The sequence below is a fragment of the Nocardioides fonticola genome, from assembly GCF_039536805.1.
Classification (GTDB): domain Bacteria; phylum Actinomycetota; class Actinomycetes; order Propionibacteriales; family Nocardioidaceae; genus Nocardioides; species Nocardioides fonticola.
In genome coordinates this window covers 175,241-188,384 of record NZ_BAAAZH010000013.1, presented here as the reverse complement: position 1 = coordinate 188,384, position 13,144 = coordinate 175,241, and the positions used below count along the sequence as shown (strand labels likewise).

Below are 13,144 nucleotides of genomic sequence, written 5' to 3'. Positions count from 1 at the left end.
CCTGTTCTGGCGATCGATCAGACGCGGCGGCGCTTGGGCGGGCGGCAGCCGTTGTGGGGCGCGGGCGTGACGTCCTGGATGGTGCCGACCTCGAGGCCGATCGCACCCAGGGAGCGGATCGCCGTCTCGCGGCCCGAACCCGGACCCTTGACGAAGACGTCGATCTTCTTCATGCCGTGCTCCATCGCCCGACGACCGGCGGCCTCAGCGGCCATCTGCGCGGCGAACGGGGTGGACTTGCGCGAGCCCTTGAAGCCGACGGTGCCGGCGGAGGCCCACGAGATCACCGCACCGGTGGGGTCGGTGATGGTGACGATGGTGTTGTTGAACGTGCTCTTGATGTGGGCTTCGCCCGCGGCGACGTTCTTCTTCTCCTTGCGGCGCACCTTCTTGGCGCCGGCCGCGTTGCGGCTCTTGGGAGGCATGCGTTATCTCCTGCTGTAGCTGGTCTGGGATGTGCTCGGAAGGCAGTGGCTCGCCGTGGGGCGAGGCGTCACTTGGCCTTCTTCTTGCCGGCAACCGTGCGCTTGGGGCCCTTGCGGGTGCGCGCGTTGGTCTTGGTGCGCTGACCGCGAACCGGGAGGTTCATGCGGTGGCGGCGACCCTGGTAGCTGCCGATCTCGATCTTGCGACGGATGTCAGCCTGGACCTCGCGACGGAGGTCACCCTCGATCTTGTAGTTGGCTTCGATGGCGTCGCGGAGCTTGACCAGCTCTTCGTCGCCCAGCTGGTGGACCCGCAGGTCGGGGCTGACGCCGGTCTCGGCGAGCAGCTTCTGGGCGGTGGTACGGCCGATGCCGTAGATGTAGGTGAGTGCGATCTCGATGCGCTTGTCGCGCGGGAGGTCGACACCGACGAGGCGTGCCATGGATCTGGCCTTTCTTCGGAGGGCCCGCGGGCCCTCCCGTCAGTCACAGAGGTGTCGGTCGTGTCGCGTCCCGGACGGCGTCCGGGCTCCGGCCTCTGCTCCGGAGGTGCTCCCCGCCCGAGGGCGGCGTAGCGAACACGATGTTCAGGTGGTGCTGTTCTTCAGTTGTCGAGGACGGCCCGGGGGCCGTCGCTCAGCCCTGGCGCTGCTTGTGACGCGGGTTCTCGCAGATCACCATGACGCGGCCGTGGCGACGGATCACCTTGCACTTGTCACAGATGGGCTTGACGCTCGGGTTGACCTTCACGGGGATTCCTTCGGCTAGGAGCAGACGTCGGCGCACCTCGCGGTGCGCCGGGGCGTCACTTGTAGCGGTAGACGATGCGACCTCGGGTGAGGTCGTACGGCGAGAGCTCCACCACGACGCGGTCCTCGGGGAGGATGCGGATGTAGTGCTGGCGCATCTTGCCGCTGATGTGGGCGAGCACCTTGTGGCCGTTGCTCAGCTCGACGCGGAACATGGCATTGGGGAGGGCTTCCGTGATGGTGCCCTCGAGCTCGATCACGCCTTCTTTCTTCGGCATGTCCTCCACAATCTCTTCGGTCGTTGTCTACCGTGTGCGTACTGGACGGCGGCGCCGTCCAGGTGGCCCGGGAACCTCCGGCGGGAGCCGGTGGACCTCGTACGGCCGCTCCGGATGCCTCACCCGGCTCACGACGGAACGCCGAGAGACGGGCAGCCGCGAGGCACCACGAAACAGACCCACGTTGGGCCGACACGCCAGTCTAGGGCGCGCCGGCGCCCGATGACGAATCCGCGAGCCGGATCAGGCCGCGGCGGCGAGCAGTTCGAGGGTGCGCTCGCGCGCGGGTGCGACGTCCGGCTCGGTGCCCACGAAGGCGCCCGCCACCGGGTTGACCATGATCTCCTCGACCCCGAACCGCTCGGCCAGCTCGCCGAGCCGGCGTCGGGCGCCCGCGGCGTCGCCGATGATCCAGCGCCGGGCCATGCGCTCGACGATGTCGCGCTGGCCCTCGCTCAGCTCCACCTTCTCGGCCTCCTCGACGAGGCGGCCGGCCGCGAGCGGCTGGCCGGTGCGCAGGGCGAGCATGGTGAGCAGCTGGGGCAGCGCGAGGCGGCGGGCCTCCTCCTCGGTGTCGGCGACGACCGCGTTGACGGTGAGGAAGGTGCGCGGCTCGGCGAGGTGCTCGGAGGGCTGGAACCCCGACCGGTACAGGGCGAGGGCCTCGGCGGTGCCCTCGCCGGAGAAGTGGTGGGCGAAGACGTAGGGCAGCCCGCGTTCGGCCGCCAGGCGGGCGGCGTAGTCGGAGGAGCCCAGCAGCCACAGCTGCGGGACCGAGCGGGCCGCCGGGGTGGCGCGCAGGGCCTGGGTGCGCCCGTGCAGGCTCACGCCGACGCCCTCGGGCGCCATCATCGCCTCCAGCTCCTCGATGTACTGCGGGAACCGGGCCACCGCGTCGTCGGGGACGCCGCCCGCGCCGTGCCGCAGGGCGTAGGAGGTGAGCGGGTCGGTGCCGGGCGCGCGGCCGACGCCGAGGTCGATGCGACCGGGGAAGGCCGCCTCGAGCAGCGCGAACTGCTCGGCGACCACCAGCGGTGCGTGGTTGGGCAGCATGACGCCGCCCGAGCCGACCCGCAGCCGGCGGGTCGCACCGGCGACCAGGCCGATCAGCACGGGCGGGTTGGTGGCGGCGACGGCCGGCATGTTGTGGTGCTCGGCGATCCAGTACCGGTGGTACCCGGTGGCGTCGGCCGTCCGCGCCAGCGCGAGGCTGGCGGCGACGGCGTCCGCGGAGGTCTGGTCACTGCGGACCGGGACGAGATCGAGGACGGAGAGGCGCAGCTGGGTCATCACCGTCACCAACGCCGCGAGGAGCCGGCGGATTCCCCGATGCCGGTGTCGGGTCGGGTCAGGCCGACGTGCCCGCGCGGCGGTCGGCGCGGTCCTTGGCCAGGCTCGCGACGGTGGTGACCGCGAGCGTGCCGAGGATGACGACCAGCGAGAGCCAGATCGGGACGTCGGGGGCCCACCCCACGTGCTCGCCGCCGTTGATGAAGGGCAGCTCGTTCTCGTGCAGCGCGTGGAGCACGAGCTTCACGCCGATGAAGAACAGCAGGAACGCCAGGCCGTAGGAGAGGTAGACCAGCCGCTGGAGCAGGTCGCCGATGAGGAAGTAGAGCTGGCGCAGGCCCATCAGCGCGAACACGTTGGCGGTGAAGACCAGGTACGGCTCGCTGGTGAGGCCGTAGATGGCCGGGATGGAGTCGAGGGCGAACAGCAGGTCGGTCATGCCGAGGGAGAGCACGACGATGAACATCGGCGTCAGCAGCCGCTTGCCGTTCTCGGTCACGGTCAGGTGGACGCCGTTCCACTCCTCGGAGAAGGGCAGGCGCTTGCGGGCCAGGGCGACCAGGCGCGGCTCGTCGTACTGCTCGCCGTCCTCGTCGTCGTCGCGCGCGAGCTTCACCGCGGTGTAGATGAGGAAGAGGCCGAAGAGGTAGAAGACCCAGCTGAACTGCTCGATCGCCGCGGCGCCGACGCCGATGAACACACCGCGCAGCACGAGCGCGATGACGATGCCGACCAGCAGCGCCGTCTGCTGGTAGGCGCGCGGCACCCCGAGCTTGGTCATGATGACGATGAAGATGAACAGGTTGTCGACCGAGAGGGAGTACTCGGTCAGCCAGCCCGCGTAGAACTCCCCGGCGTAGCGCCCGCCCGAGAACGCCAGCACGCCGAGACCGAACACGACCGCCAGGGCCAGGTAGAGGACCAGGAAGGTGGTCGTCTCCCGACGGGTGGGCTCGTGGGGACGACGGCCGATGACGAACACGTCGAAGAGCAGGATGGCCACGGTGACGGTGACGGTGGTCCACCACAGCCAGGGGGCGACGTCCACGGGGTACCTCTCTGATCGGGGCGGGGCCCGCCCAACCTAGCGGGGCGTTCCCAGCGGGTCGGCATCGTCGCCGCGGCGGCGGTAGCGCACCTCACACGGATCGGCGGCCCGGGCGACCCCGCCGATCTGGGCCGGCACCGGCCGCGGCTGCCCGCTCCAGCAGGGCTCGACGTCCCACGCGGTGAGCAGACGACGCAGCGCCGTGCTCATCGCGGTGACCGCGAAGGGCTGGGCGGGACAGCTGTGCCGGCCGTGACCGAAGGCGGTGACGGCGCGGGGCGTGGTCAGCCCGGCGGTGTCGGCGAAGCGGTGCCGGACCCACCGGTCGGCGTCCCAGCGGTCGTGGCCGAGGGACGGGTCGCGGTTGGTCACCGGCAGCAGGGTGGCCACGAACGCCCCCGGCTCGATCTCCAGGACGGCGTCGCCGACGTCGAGGCGCAGCGGACGCAGGACGGCGCGCGCCATCAGCGAGCGCTGCGCCAACCGGGTGGACTCCCGGACGGCGGCCGCGGCGAGGTCGTCGTCGCCGTCCCGGACGGCGTCGGCGACCGCGGGCCGCGTGAGGACGTCGATGAACGACCAGCCCAGCGCGGCCGCGAGATTGCTCATCGAGGCGATGTGGATGAGGGCGACGTCGCGCGCCACGCCGCGGGCGCGCACGGCCGGCTCCTCGGCCGCCCAGGCCGCGACGATGCGGTCGAAGAGCCCCGCGCCCGGGTCGGCCAGCGCGCGGTCGACGGCGCTGCCCAGGTGCTCCTCGATCACGGTGAGCGCCGCCCGCTCCGCGGCATGCCCGCTCGCGGCCACCGCACGCATGCGGTCGGGATGCACGAAGGACTCCGCGCCGTCGAGGCGGTCGAAGGCCTCGACGAGGGCGTCGAAGGCGGCGCCGTCGGCGCTGCCCGGGCCGCCCCACGAGGCCAGGCCCATGCGATGCGCGATCCGCCGGGTCAGGTCGAAGACGTCGAGACGCCCCTGCGGCCCCGCCTCCTCGACGGTGCGGTCGAGGGCCTCCTCGAGCCGGGCGAGGTAGGTGGGGGTGTCGCCGACGCCGAACAGGGTGCCGGGCAGGATCCGGCGGTCGAGGAAGACCTCCTCGGGCACCTTGCGGCGCAGCATGAGGAAGTCGGCGACCCCCTTGCTGGCCTCCTCCTCGGGGAGGGCGTAGAAGGAGTCGATGCCGGTGGCCGAGAAGGTGAAGACCCACCGGTCGCGCCCGCTGTCGACGACGAAGGTGTCGCCGTGGCGGGCGCGGGCGGCCTCGATGACCGCGACGGCGTCGTCCACCTCGGCGTCCCAGGGGAGCCGGGCCTCGGTCGCCAGCGGCGGCAGCGGGACGACGGCGGGCCTCACCGCAGTCCCGGGTGGGCCTTGGCCAGGAGCGGGATCAGCACCGAGCGGGGCGCGACGTGGGCGATGCTCGCGGCGACCCGGTTGGCCACCCCGGGGATCACGACCAGGCGACCGCGCTCGAGGCCGGCGACACCCTGACGGGCGACCTCGGCGGCGTCGACCCACATGACCGCGGGCAGCGCCTCCTCGGCGTCCTGCTTGCTGAAGCCGGCCCGCTCGCCGAAGCCGGTGTCGACCGGTCCGGGGCACAGCGCGGTGGCGGTGACGCCGGTGCCGCGGAGCTCGCCGGCCAGGCTCTGGGTGTAGCTGAGCACGAAGGCCTTCCCGGCGCCGTAGCCGGCCTGGCCGGGCAGCGGCTGGAAGGCGGCGGTCGAGGCGACGTTGAGCACCGCGCCCCTCCCCCGCGCCACCATGCCGGGCAGCAGGCGGCTGGTGAGGTCGGCGACCGCGACGACGTCGACCTCGATCATCGCCATCTCGTCAGCGGGTCGCTGGCGTGCACCGGCCCGAGGGTGGAGTAGCCGGCGTTGTTGACCAGGACCTCCACCGTGCGCGGCCCGGCCAGCAGGCGCTCGGCCAGCGCGGCCCGAGCCGCGCGGTCGGCCAGATCGGCCGGGACGACGTCGGCGCCCGCGGGCAGCTCGGCGGCGAGCGCCTCGAGGCGGTCGACCGATCGGGCGACGAGGGTCACGTGGTGGCCGCGGGCGGCCAGGTCACGGGCGATCTCGGCGCCGATGCCGGAGGAGGCGCCGGTGACGACGGCGGTGCGGTCGGGTCCCGGGGAGGGCAGGCTCATGGCCGAAGCCTGCCCGAAGGCCGGTCAGTCGGCCAGGGGTCCGAACGGGACGCCGAGAGCGGCCAGCCGCTCCTCCCCGCCGTCGAGGGCGGTCAGCACCCAGGCGCCGGTGTCGGTGAGGACGAAGGTGTTCTCGCTGTGGGCGGCCCACGAGCCGTCGGTGGTGACGACCGTCCAGTCGTCGTCGAGCACGTCGGTCTCCTTCGTGCCGAGGGTGACCATCGGCTCGACGGCCAGCGCCAGGCCCTGCACCAGCCGCGGGCCGCGCCCGGGCTTCCCGACGTTGGGCAGGCTCGGCTCGAGGTGCATCGCGGTGCCGATGCCGTGACCGGTATAGTCCTCGAGGATGCCGTAGGCGCCCTGCGCGCGGACGTGGGACTCGATGGCGTGGGAGATGTCGGTCAGCCGCCCGCCGACCCGGGCCGCGGCGATGCCGTGCCACATGGCGTCCTCGGTGACCTCGATGAGCCGCTCGACCTCGGCCGGCACCTCGCCGACCGCCATCGTGAAGGCGGCGTCGCCGTGCCAGCCCTCGACGATGGCACCGCAGTCGATCGAGATGACGTCGCCCGCCGCCAGGGTGCGCCCGCCGGGGATGCCGTGCACGACCTCGTCGTTGACCGAGGCGCAGATGGAGGCCGGGAAGCCGTGGTAGCCGAGGAAGGACGGCGTGGCGCCGCTGGAGCGGATGTGGTCCTCCGCGACCGCGTCGAGCTCGGCGGTGGTGATGCCCGGCCGCACCTCGGCCCGGAGGCGTTCGAGGGTGCGGCCGACCACCAGACCGGCACGCCGCATCGGCAGCAGCTGCTCGGGGGACTTGATCTCCAGGTGGCGGTCACGCCAGCCCATCGGCGTCCTCAGCTCTCCTGGACAGGTGCGAGGGCGGTGAAGATGCGCTTGGTGACCTCGTCGACCTCGCCGAGACCGTCGACCTCGACGAGCAGACCGCGGTCGCGGTACACGTCGATGAGCGGGGCGGTCTGCTCGAGGTAGACCTCCTGGCGGCGCCGGATGACGTCCTCGGTGTCGTCGGCGCGACCCTCGGTCTGGGCGCGGGCCAGCAGGCGCTTGACCAGCTCGTCGGAGTCGGCGGTCAGCAGGATGACGGCGTCGAGACGATGGCCGGTGAAGGCGATCATCCCGTCGAGCTCCTCGACCTGGGCGACCGTGCGCGGGTACCCGTCGAGCAGGAAGCCGCCGGCGGCGTCGGGCTCGTCGATGCGGTTGCGCACCATGCGGTTCGTGACCTCGTCGGGCACGTACTCGCCGGCGTCCATGTAGCGCTTGGCCTCGATGCCGAGCTCGGTGCCCTGCGTGACGTTGGCGCGGAAGATGTCGCCGGTCGAGATCGCGGGGACGCCGAAGTGCTCGGCGACGAACTTGGCCTGGGTGCCCTTGCCCGCTCCCGGCGGGCCCATGAAGATCAGTCTCATTGTCAGCGAAGGAATCCTTCGTAGTTGCGCTGCTGCAGCTGGCTCTCGATCTGCTTCACGGTGTCGAGTGCGACACCGACCATGATCAGGATCGAGGTGCCACCGAACGGGAAGTTCTGGTTGGCGTTGATCAGGGCCAGCGCGATGAGGGGGATCAGCGCGATGATGCCGAGGTAGAGCGAGCCGGGCAGCGTGATGCGGGACAGGACGTAGGACAGGTAGTCCTCGGTCGGCTTGCCCGCCCGGATCCCGGGGATGAAGCCGCCGTACTTCTTCATGTTGTCGGCCACTTCCTGTGGGTTGAAGGTGATCGACACGTAGAAGTAGGTGAAGAAGACGATCATCGCGAAGAACGCGATCATGTAGAGCGGGTGGTCGCCGCGCACGAAGTACTTGCTGATGAAGGTCACCCAGCTCGGCGGGTCGTTGCTCTGGTTGAACTGCACCGCCATGGCGGGCAGGTAGAGCAGCGAGCTGGCGAAGATGACCGGGATGACGCCGGCCTGGTTGACCTTGAGCGGGATGTAGGTCGAGCTGCCGCCGAACATGCGGCGTCCGACCATGCGGCGGGCGTACTGCACCGGGATGCGGCGCTGCGCCTGCTCGATGAAGATGACCGCGGCGACGATGACCATGCCGACCGCGATGACGATGCCGAAGGTCCACCAGCCCTGCGACTGGCCGACGTTCCACAGCGCGACGGGGAACGAGGCGACGACCTGGGTGAAGATCAGGATCGACATGCCGTTGCCGATGCCGCGCTCGGTGATGAGCTCGCCCAGCCACATGATCACCGCGGTGCCGGCCGTCATCGTCACGACCATCACCAGGAAGGTCGCGGTGCCGTCGTCGTGCAGCAGCGGGTAGGTGGTGGTGTCGCAGCCGCTCAGCAGGTTGCCCGAGCGCGCGAGCGCCACGATGCCGGTGGCCTGGAGCAGCGCGAGGCCCAGGGTGAGGTAGCGGGTGTACTGGGTGATCTTGGTCTGCCCGGACTGGCCCTCGTTCTTCAGCGCCTCCAGGCGCGGGATCACGACGACGAGGAGCTGCAGGATGATGCTCGCGGTGATGTAGGGCATGATCCCCAGCGCGAAGATCGTCAGCTGGAGCAGCGCACCACCGGAGAACAGGTTCACCAGGTTGTAGAGCCCGGCGGAGTCGCCCTCCTTCGCGAGGTTCAGGCACTCCTGCACGTTGGAGACGTTGACACCGGGGGCCGGGATCTGCGAGCCGGCCCGGAAGATCACGATGATGAGCAGGACGAACAGCAGCTTGCGCCGAAGGTCCGGCGTCCGGAAAGCGTTGGCGAAGGCGCCTAGCACGGGCAGATCCTCAATCTCGTCGGAAACGCGGCTCCTCGGGTGCGCGATGGCGACCGGCGAAGAGCCTCGGGAAGCCTAACAGGCACGACGCCGCAGGTTCGCTGCACGTCGACCCGACGGCCGGGGTGGGACGACGAAGGGCGCGGGAGGCGTCTCCGCGGTGCGGAGGCGCTCCCGCGCCCGTGTCGTCGTGCGATCGACCCTGGTCAGACCAGGGTGACCGAGCCGCCGGCGGCCTCGATCTTCTCCTTGGCCGAGGCGGACGCGGCGTTGACCGCGACCTCGACCTTGACCGAGATCTCGCCCTGGCCGAGCACCTTGACCGGCTGGTTCTTGCGAACCGCGCCGCGGGCCACGAGCTCCTCGACGGTGACGGCGCCACCCTCGGGGAACAGCTGGCCGATCTTGTCGAGGTTCACGACCTGGAACTCGACCTTGAAGGGGTTCTTGAAGCCCTTGAGCTTCGGCAGCCGCATGTGGATCGGCATCTGGCCACCCTCGAAGGCGACCGGAACCTGGTAGCGGGCCTTCGTACCCTTGGTACCGCGGCCGGCGGTCTTACCCTTCGAGCCCTCACCGCGACCCACGCGGGTCTTGGCGGTCTTGGCACCGGGCGCCGGACGCAACTGGTGGAGCTTGAGCGTCATGTCAGTCGACCTCCTCGACCGTCACGAGGTGACGGACGGTGTGGACCATGCCCCGGATCTCCGGGCGGTCCTCCTTGATGACGACGTCGCCGATCCGCTTGAGGCCGAGGCTGCGGATGGTGTCGCGCTGGTTGGCCTTGCAACCGATCGTCGACTTCGTCTGCTGGACCTTGAGCTGTGCCATCAGAGGGTCACCTCCGCCACCGGGGCGGCGACCGGCTCGGCCGAGGCCTTGAGCAGGGCCGCCGGGGCGACGTCCTCGACGCGCAGGCCACGGCGGGCGGCCACGGCCTCGGGCTGCTCGAGCATCTTCAGCGCCTCGACGGTCGCGTGCACGATGTTGATCTGGTTCGACGACCCGAGCGACTTGCTCAGGATGTCGTGGATGCCGGCGCACTCCAGGACGGCGCGCACCGGGCCACCCGCGATCACACCGGTACCAGGAGCGGCCGGGCGCAGCATGACCACGCCGGCGGCCTTCTCACCCTGGACCGGGTGCGGGATGGTGCCCTGGATGCGGGGCACGCGGAAGAAGTGCTTCTTGGCCTCCTCGACACCCTTGGCGATCGCCGCGGGCACCTCCTTGGCCTTGCCGTAGCCGACACCGACGAGGCCGTCGCCGTCACCGACGATCACGAGGGCGGTGAAGCTGAAGCGACGACCACCCTTCACGACCTTGGCGACGCGGTTGATCGCAACGACCCGCTCGATGTAGGCGGTCTTGTCCGCACCCTGGTTGCGACGGTCGTCGCGACCACGGCGCTCGCCACCGCGCTGTCCGCGCTGGGCTCCGCTCATGAGACTGTTCCTCTTCTCTCTTCTGCAGCTCTTGCGATCAGAAGCTCAGGCCGCCCTCGCGGGCGCCGTCGGCCAGGGCCGCGATGCGACCGTGGTACTTGTTGCCGGCGCGGTCGAAGACGACGGCGTCGACACCCTTCTCCTTGGCGCGAGCGGCGACGAGCTCGCCGACCTTCTTCGCCTTGGCGGTCTTGTCGCCCTCCGTGCCCCGCAGGTCGGTCTCCATGGTGGAGGCCGAGGCCAGGGTCTTGCCGACGAGGTCGTCGACGACCTGGGCGGTGATGTGCTTGGAGGAGCGGGTCACGACCAGGCGAGGACGCTCGGCGGTGCCGGAGATCTTCTTGCGGCCGCGGACCTGACGACGCAGGCGGGAGCGGACGCGCGCAGCGGTGTGCTTGTTGTTCGACAGCGAGATGGCCATCACTTACCAGCCTTTCCGACCTTCTTGCGGACGACCTCGCCGGCGTAGCGGACGCCCTTGCCCTTGTACGGCTCGGGCTTGCGGATCTTGCGGATGTTCGCCGCGACCTCACCCACGAGCTGCTTGTCGATGCCGATGACACCGAACTTGGTGGGGCTCTCGACCGCGAAGGTGATGCCCTCGGGGGCGTTCACGACAACGGGGTGGGAGAAGCCGAGCTGGAACTCCAGCTGGGTCGGGCCCTTGGCCGCGACGCGGTAACCGACGCCGACGATCTCGAGCTTCTTCTCGTAGCCCTCGGTGACACCGACGACCATGTTGTTGACCAGCGTGCGGGTCAGACCGTGCAGCGACTTGCTGATGCGCTCGTCGTCGGGACGCTTGACGTCGAGGACGCCGTCGCCCTTCTCGACCACGATCGGCGCGGCGACGACGTGGCTCAGCTGGCCCTTGGGGCCCTTGACGGTCAGGGACTGACCGTCGATCGAGACATCGACACCGGACGGGACCGGGACGGGGAGCTTGCCAATGCGGGACATCTACTCGTTCTCCTCTCGGTCTCTCGTCACCAGACGTAGGCGAGGACTTCCCCACCCACGCCCTTCTGGTTGGCCTGGCGGTCGGTCAGCAGACCCTGGCTGGTGGAGATGATCGCCACGCCGAGGCCGCCGAGCACCTTGGGCAGGCCGGTGTGCTTGGCGTACACGCGCAGACCGGGCTTGCTGATGCGGCGGACGCCGGCGATCGAGCGCTCGCGGTTGCGGCCGTACTTCAGCGTGATGGTGAGCGTCTTGCCCACCTCGCCCTCGGCCGGCTCGGCGACGGCGAAGGAGGTGATGTAGCCCTCCTGCTGGAGGATCTCGGCGACGCCCTGCTTGAGCTTGCTGTACGGCATCGACACCGAGTCGTGGTACGCCTGGTTGGCGTTGCGCAGACGCGTGAGCATGTCTGCGATCGGGTCAGTCATCGTCATGAGTGGGTGTTCTCTCTCTTCTGCGGTTTCCCGGCGCGCGGTGGCGACGGGACCTTCAGCGGGTGGGATCGGGGCTGGTCACCAGCTGGACTTGGTGACGCCGGGCAGCTCGCCGCGGTGGGCCATCTCGCGCAGGCAGATGCGGCAGAGGCCGAACTTGCGGTAGACGGCCTTCGGCCGGCCGCAGCGCTGGCAGCGGGTGTACGCGCGGACGGCGTACTTCGGCTTGCGAGCAGCCTTCACCTTCAGAGCGGTCTTGGCCATGATCAGTTCTCCTTGAAGGGGAAGCCGAGCTGCTTGAGCAGCGCGCGGCCCTGGTCGTCGTTCACGGCGGTCGTCACGATGGTGATGTCCATGCCGCGCGAGCGGTCGATCTTGTCCTGGTCGATCTCGTGGAACATGACCTGCTCGGTGAGACCGAAGGTGTAGTTGCCCCGGCCGTCGAACTGGTTCGGGTTGAGACCCCGGAAGTCGCGGATACGCGGCAGCGCCAGCGACAGCAGGCGGTCGAGGAACTCCCACATGCGGTCGCCGCGCAGCGTGACGTGAGCGCCGATCGGCATGCCCTCGCGCAGCTTGAACTGCGCGATGGACTTGCGGGCCTTGGTGACGGTCGGCTTCTGGCCGGTGATCGCGGTGAGGTCCTTGACCGCACCCTCGATCAGCTTGGAGTCGCGAGCGGCCTCGCCGACACCCATGTTGACCACGATCTTGGTCAGGCCGGGCACCTGCATGACGTTGGCGATCTCGAACTCGGACTTCAGCGCGGGGAGGATCTCCTCGCGGTAGCGCAGCTTCAGACGCGGGGCGACCGCTGCGGTCTGGGTCTCGGTCATCAGATGTCCTTACCGGTCTTGCGGGAGATGCGCACGCTGCGCTCGGCGGAGTACTCCGAACCGTCCGGGCGGCGCTTGGAGACCTGCTCGCGGCGGAAGCCGATGCGGGTCACGCCGTCGCCCTCGACGAGCATCACGTTGGAGACGTGGATGGGGGCCTCGGTGGTGATGATGCCGCCGGTGTTGCCGGCGCGACCGCCCTGGTTCACGACCTTCGTGTGCTTCTTGATGCGGTTGACGCCCTCGACGATCACCCGCTGCTCCTCGCGGAGCACCTGGATGACCTTGCCCTCGGCGCCCTTGTCCTTGCCGGCGATGACCTTGACGGTGTCGCCCTTCTTGATGTTCACGCTGGGGTTCTTCTTGGCCATCACAGCACCTCCGGGGCGAGCGAGATGATCTTCATGAACTTCTTCTCGCGCAGCTCGCGACCCACGGGGCCGAAGATGCGGGTGCCACGGGGCTCGCCGTCGTTCTTGAGGATCACCGCGGCGTTCTCGTCGAAGCGGATGTACGAACCGTCGGGACGGCGGCGCTCCTTGACGGTGCGCACGACGACCGCCTTGACGACGTCACCCTTCTTCACGTTGCCACCGGGGATCGCGTCCTTGACGGTGGCGACGATGACGTCGCCGATGCCGGCGTAGCGCCGACCCGAGCCGCCGAGCACGCGGATGCAGAGGATCTCCTTCGCACCGGTGTTGTCGGCGACCTTGAGTCGCGACTCCTGCTGGATCATTGAATCTCTCCTGGTTGTCGAGCCGGTTCTCGTCGTCTC

General features: G+C 69.9%; 22 protein-coding genes. All 22 read right to left on the bottom strand.

Going from position 1 to position 13,144, the window contains the following annotated elements:
* Positions 1-17: 17 nt before the first annotated feature.
* Positions 18-425: a 30S ribosomal protein S11 gene (gene rpsK / locus ABD671_RS10555; protein WP_344733309.1), complete on the bottom strand. Its 408-nt coding sequence runs from the start codon at positions 423-425 to the stop codon at positions 18-20.
* A 68-nt stretch (positions 426-493) separates the two neighbouring features.
* Entirely contained in the window at positions 494-868 is a 375-nt protein-coding gene (gene rpsM / locus ABD671_RS10550) for a 30S ribosomal protein S13 (protein ID WP_344733308.1), read from the bottom strand.
* A 193-nt stretch (positions 869-1,061) separates the two neighbouring features.
* On the bottom strand, positions 1,062-1,175 hold the full coding sequence (gene rpmJ / locus ABD671_RS10545) for a 50S ribosomal protein L36 (RefSeq protein ID WP_004008316.1): 114 nt from the start codon (positions 1,173-1,175) through the stop codon (positions 1,062-1,064).
* Between the two features lie 55 nt (positions 1,176-1,230).
* Positions 1,231-1,452, bottom strand: coding sequence for a translation initiation factor IF-1 (infA, locus tag ABD671_RS10540; RefSeq protein ID WP_026145687.1), 222 nt, complete (start codon positions 1,450-1,452; stop codon positions 1,231-1,233).
* Positions 1,453-1,695: 243 nt separating this feature from the next.
* On the bottom strand, positions 1,696-2,742 hold the full coding sequence (locus ABD671_RS10535) for an LLM class flavin-dependent oxidoreductase (protein WP_344733307.1): 1,047 nt from the start codon (positions 2,740-2,742) through the stop codon (positions 1,696-1,698).
* A gap of 58 nt (positions 2,743-2,800) precedes the next feature.
* The gene (locus ABD671_RS10530) at positions 2,801-3,790 is read right to left on the bottom strand and encodes a TerC family protein (protein WP_344733306.1); all 990 of its coding nucleotides are present in this window, start codon (positions 3,788-3,790) and stop codon (positions 2,801-2,803) included.
* A 36-nt stretch (positions 3,791-3,826) separates the two neighbouring features.
* On the bottom strand, positions 3,827-5,143 hold the full coding sequence (locus tag ABD671_RS10525; protein WP_344733305.1) for a cytochrome P450: 1,317 nt from the start codon (positions 5,141-5,143) through the stop codon (positions 3,827-3,829).
* Positions 5,140-5,613 (bottom strand): SDR family NAD(P)-dependent oxidoreductase, encoded by a 474-nt coding sequence (locus ABD671_RS10520; protein WP_344733304.1) that lies wholly within the window; start codon positions 5,611-5,613, stop codon positions 5,140-5,142. The genes ABD671_RS10525 and ABD671_RS10520 overlap by 4 nt, the downstream gene beginning before the upstream one ends.
* Complete coding sequence (locus ABD671_RS10515) at positions 5,610-5,939, bottom strand: SDR family oxidoreductase (RefSeq protein ID WP_344733303.1); 330 nt, start codon at positions 5,937-5,939, stop codon at positions 5,610-5,612. Before ABD671_RS10515 ends, ABD671_RS10520 begins: the two co-directional genes overlap by 4 nt.
* Positions 5,940-5,963: 24 nt before the next feature.
* Positions 5,964-6,788, bottom strand: a complete 825-nt coding sequence (map, locus tag ABD671_RS10510; protein WP_344733302.1) for a type I methionyl aminopeptidase — start codon at positions 6,786-6,788, stop codon at positions 5,964-5,966.
* 8 nt (positions 6,789-6,796) lie between these two features.
* A complete protein-coding gene (locus tag ABD671_RS10505) occupies positions 6,797-7,372 on the bottom strand; it encodes an adenylate kinase (protein ID WP_344733301.1) in 576 nt (191 codons plus the stop codon).
* 2 nt (positions 7,373-7,374) lie between these two features.
* A complete protein-coding gene (secY, locus tag ABD671_RS10500) occupies positions 7,375-8,691 on the bottom strand; it encodes a preprotein translocase subunit SecY (protein WP_344733300.1) in 1,317 nt (438 codons plus the stop codon).
* Positions 8,692-8,897: 206 nt separating this feature from the next.
* A complete protein-coding gene (gene rplO, locus ABD671_RS10495) occupies positions 8,898-9,338 on the bottom strand; it encodes a 50S ribosomal protein L15 (protein ID WP_344733299.1) in 441 nt (146 codons plus the stop codon).
* Between the two features lies 1 nt (position 9,339).
* Positions 9,340-9,522, bottom strand: a complete 183-nt coding sequence (gene rpmD, locus ABD671_RS10490) for a 50S ribosomal protein L30 (RefSeq protein ID WP_344733298.1) — start codon at positions 9,520-9,522, stop codon at positions 9,340-9,342.
* Entirely contained in the window at positions 9,522-10,136 is a 615-nt protein-coding gene (gene rpsE, locus ABD671_RS10485) for a 30S ribosomal protein S5 (protein WP_344733297.1), read from the bottom strand. The genes rpmD and rpsE overlap by 1 nt, the downstream gene beginning before the upstream one ends.
* Positions 10,137-10,173: 37 nt before the next feature.
* Positions 10,174-10,557, bottom strand: a complete 384-nt coding sequence (gene rplR / locus ABD671_RS10480; RefSeq protein WP_344733295.1) for a 50S ribosomal protein L18 — start codon at positions 10,555-10,557, stop codon at positions 10,174-10,176.
* Positions 10,557-11,096: a 50S ribosomal protein L6 gene (rplF, locus tag ABD671_RS10475; RefSeq protein ID WP_344733294.1), complete on the bottom strand. Its 540-nt coding sequence runs from the start codon at positions 11,094-11,096 to the stop codon at positions 10,557-10,559. Before rplF ends, rplR begins: the two co-directional genes overlap by 1 nt.
* Before the next feature lie 26 nt (positions 11,097-11,122).
* Complete coding sequence (gene rpsH / locus ABD671_RS10470; RefSeq protein WP_344733293.1) at positions 11,123-11,530, bottom strand: 30S ribosomal protein S8; 408 nt, start codon at positions 11,528-11,530, stop codon at positions 11,123-11,125.
* 78 nt (positions 11,531-11,608) lie between these two features.
* Positions 11,609-11,794, bottom strand: coding sequence for a type Z 30S ribosomal protein S14 (locus tag ABD671_RS10465; protein WP_224128370.1), 186 nt, complete (start codon positions 11,792-11,794; stop codon positions 11,609-11,611).
* A gap of 2 nt (positions 11,795-11,796) precedes the next feature.
* The gene (gene rplE / locus ABD671_RS10460; RefSeq protein ID WP_344733292.1) at positions 11,797-12,366 is read right to left on the bottom strand and encodes a 50S ribosomal protein L5; all 570 of its coding nucleotides are present in this window, start codon (positions 12,364-12,366) and stop codon (positions 11,797-11,799) included.
* Positions 12,366-12,737: a 50S ribosomal protein L24 gene (gene rplX / locus ABD671_RS10455; RefSeq protein WP_425574908.1), complete on the bottom strand. Its 372-nt coding sequence runs from the start codon at positions 12,735-12,737 to the stop codon at positions 12,366-12,368. Before rplX ends, rplE begins: the two co-directional genes overlap by 1 nt.
* Entirely contained in the window at positions 12,737-13,105 is a 369-nt protein-coding gene (gene rplN / locus ABD671_RS10450) for a 50S ribosomal protein L14 (RefSeq protein WP_011757324.1), read from the bottom strand. The genes rplX and rplN overlap by 1 nt, the downstream gene beginning before the upstream one ends.
* Positions 13,106-13,144 lie beyond the last annotated feature (39 nt).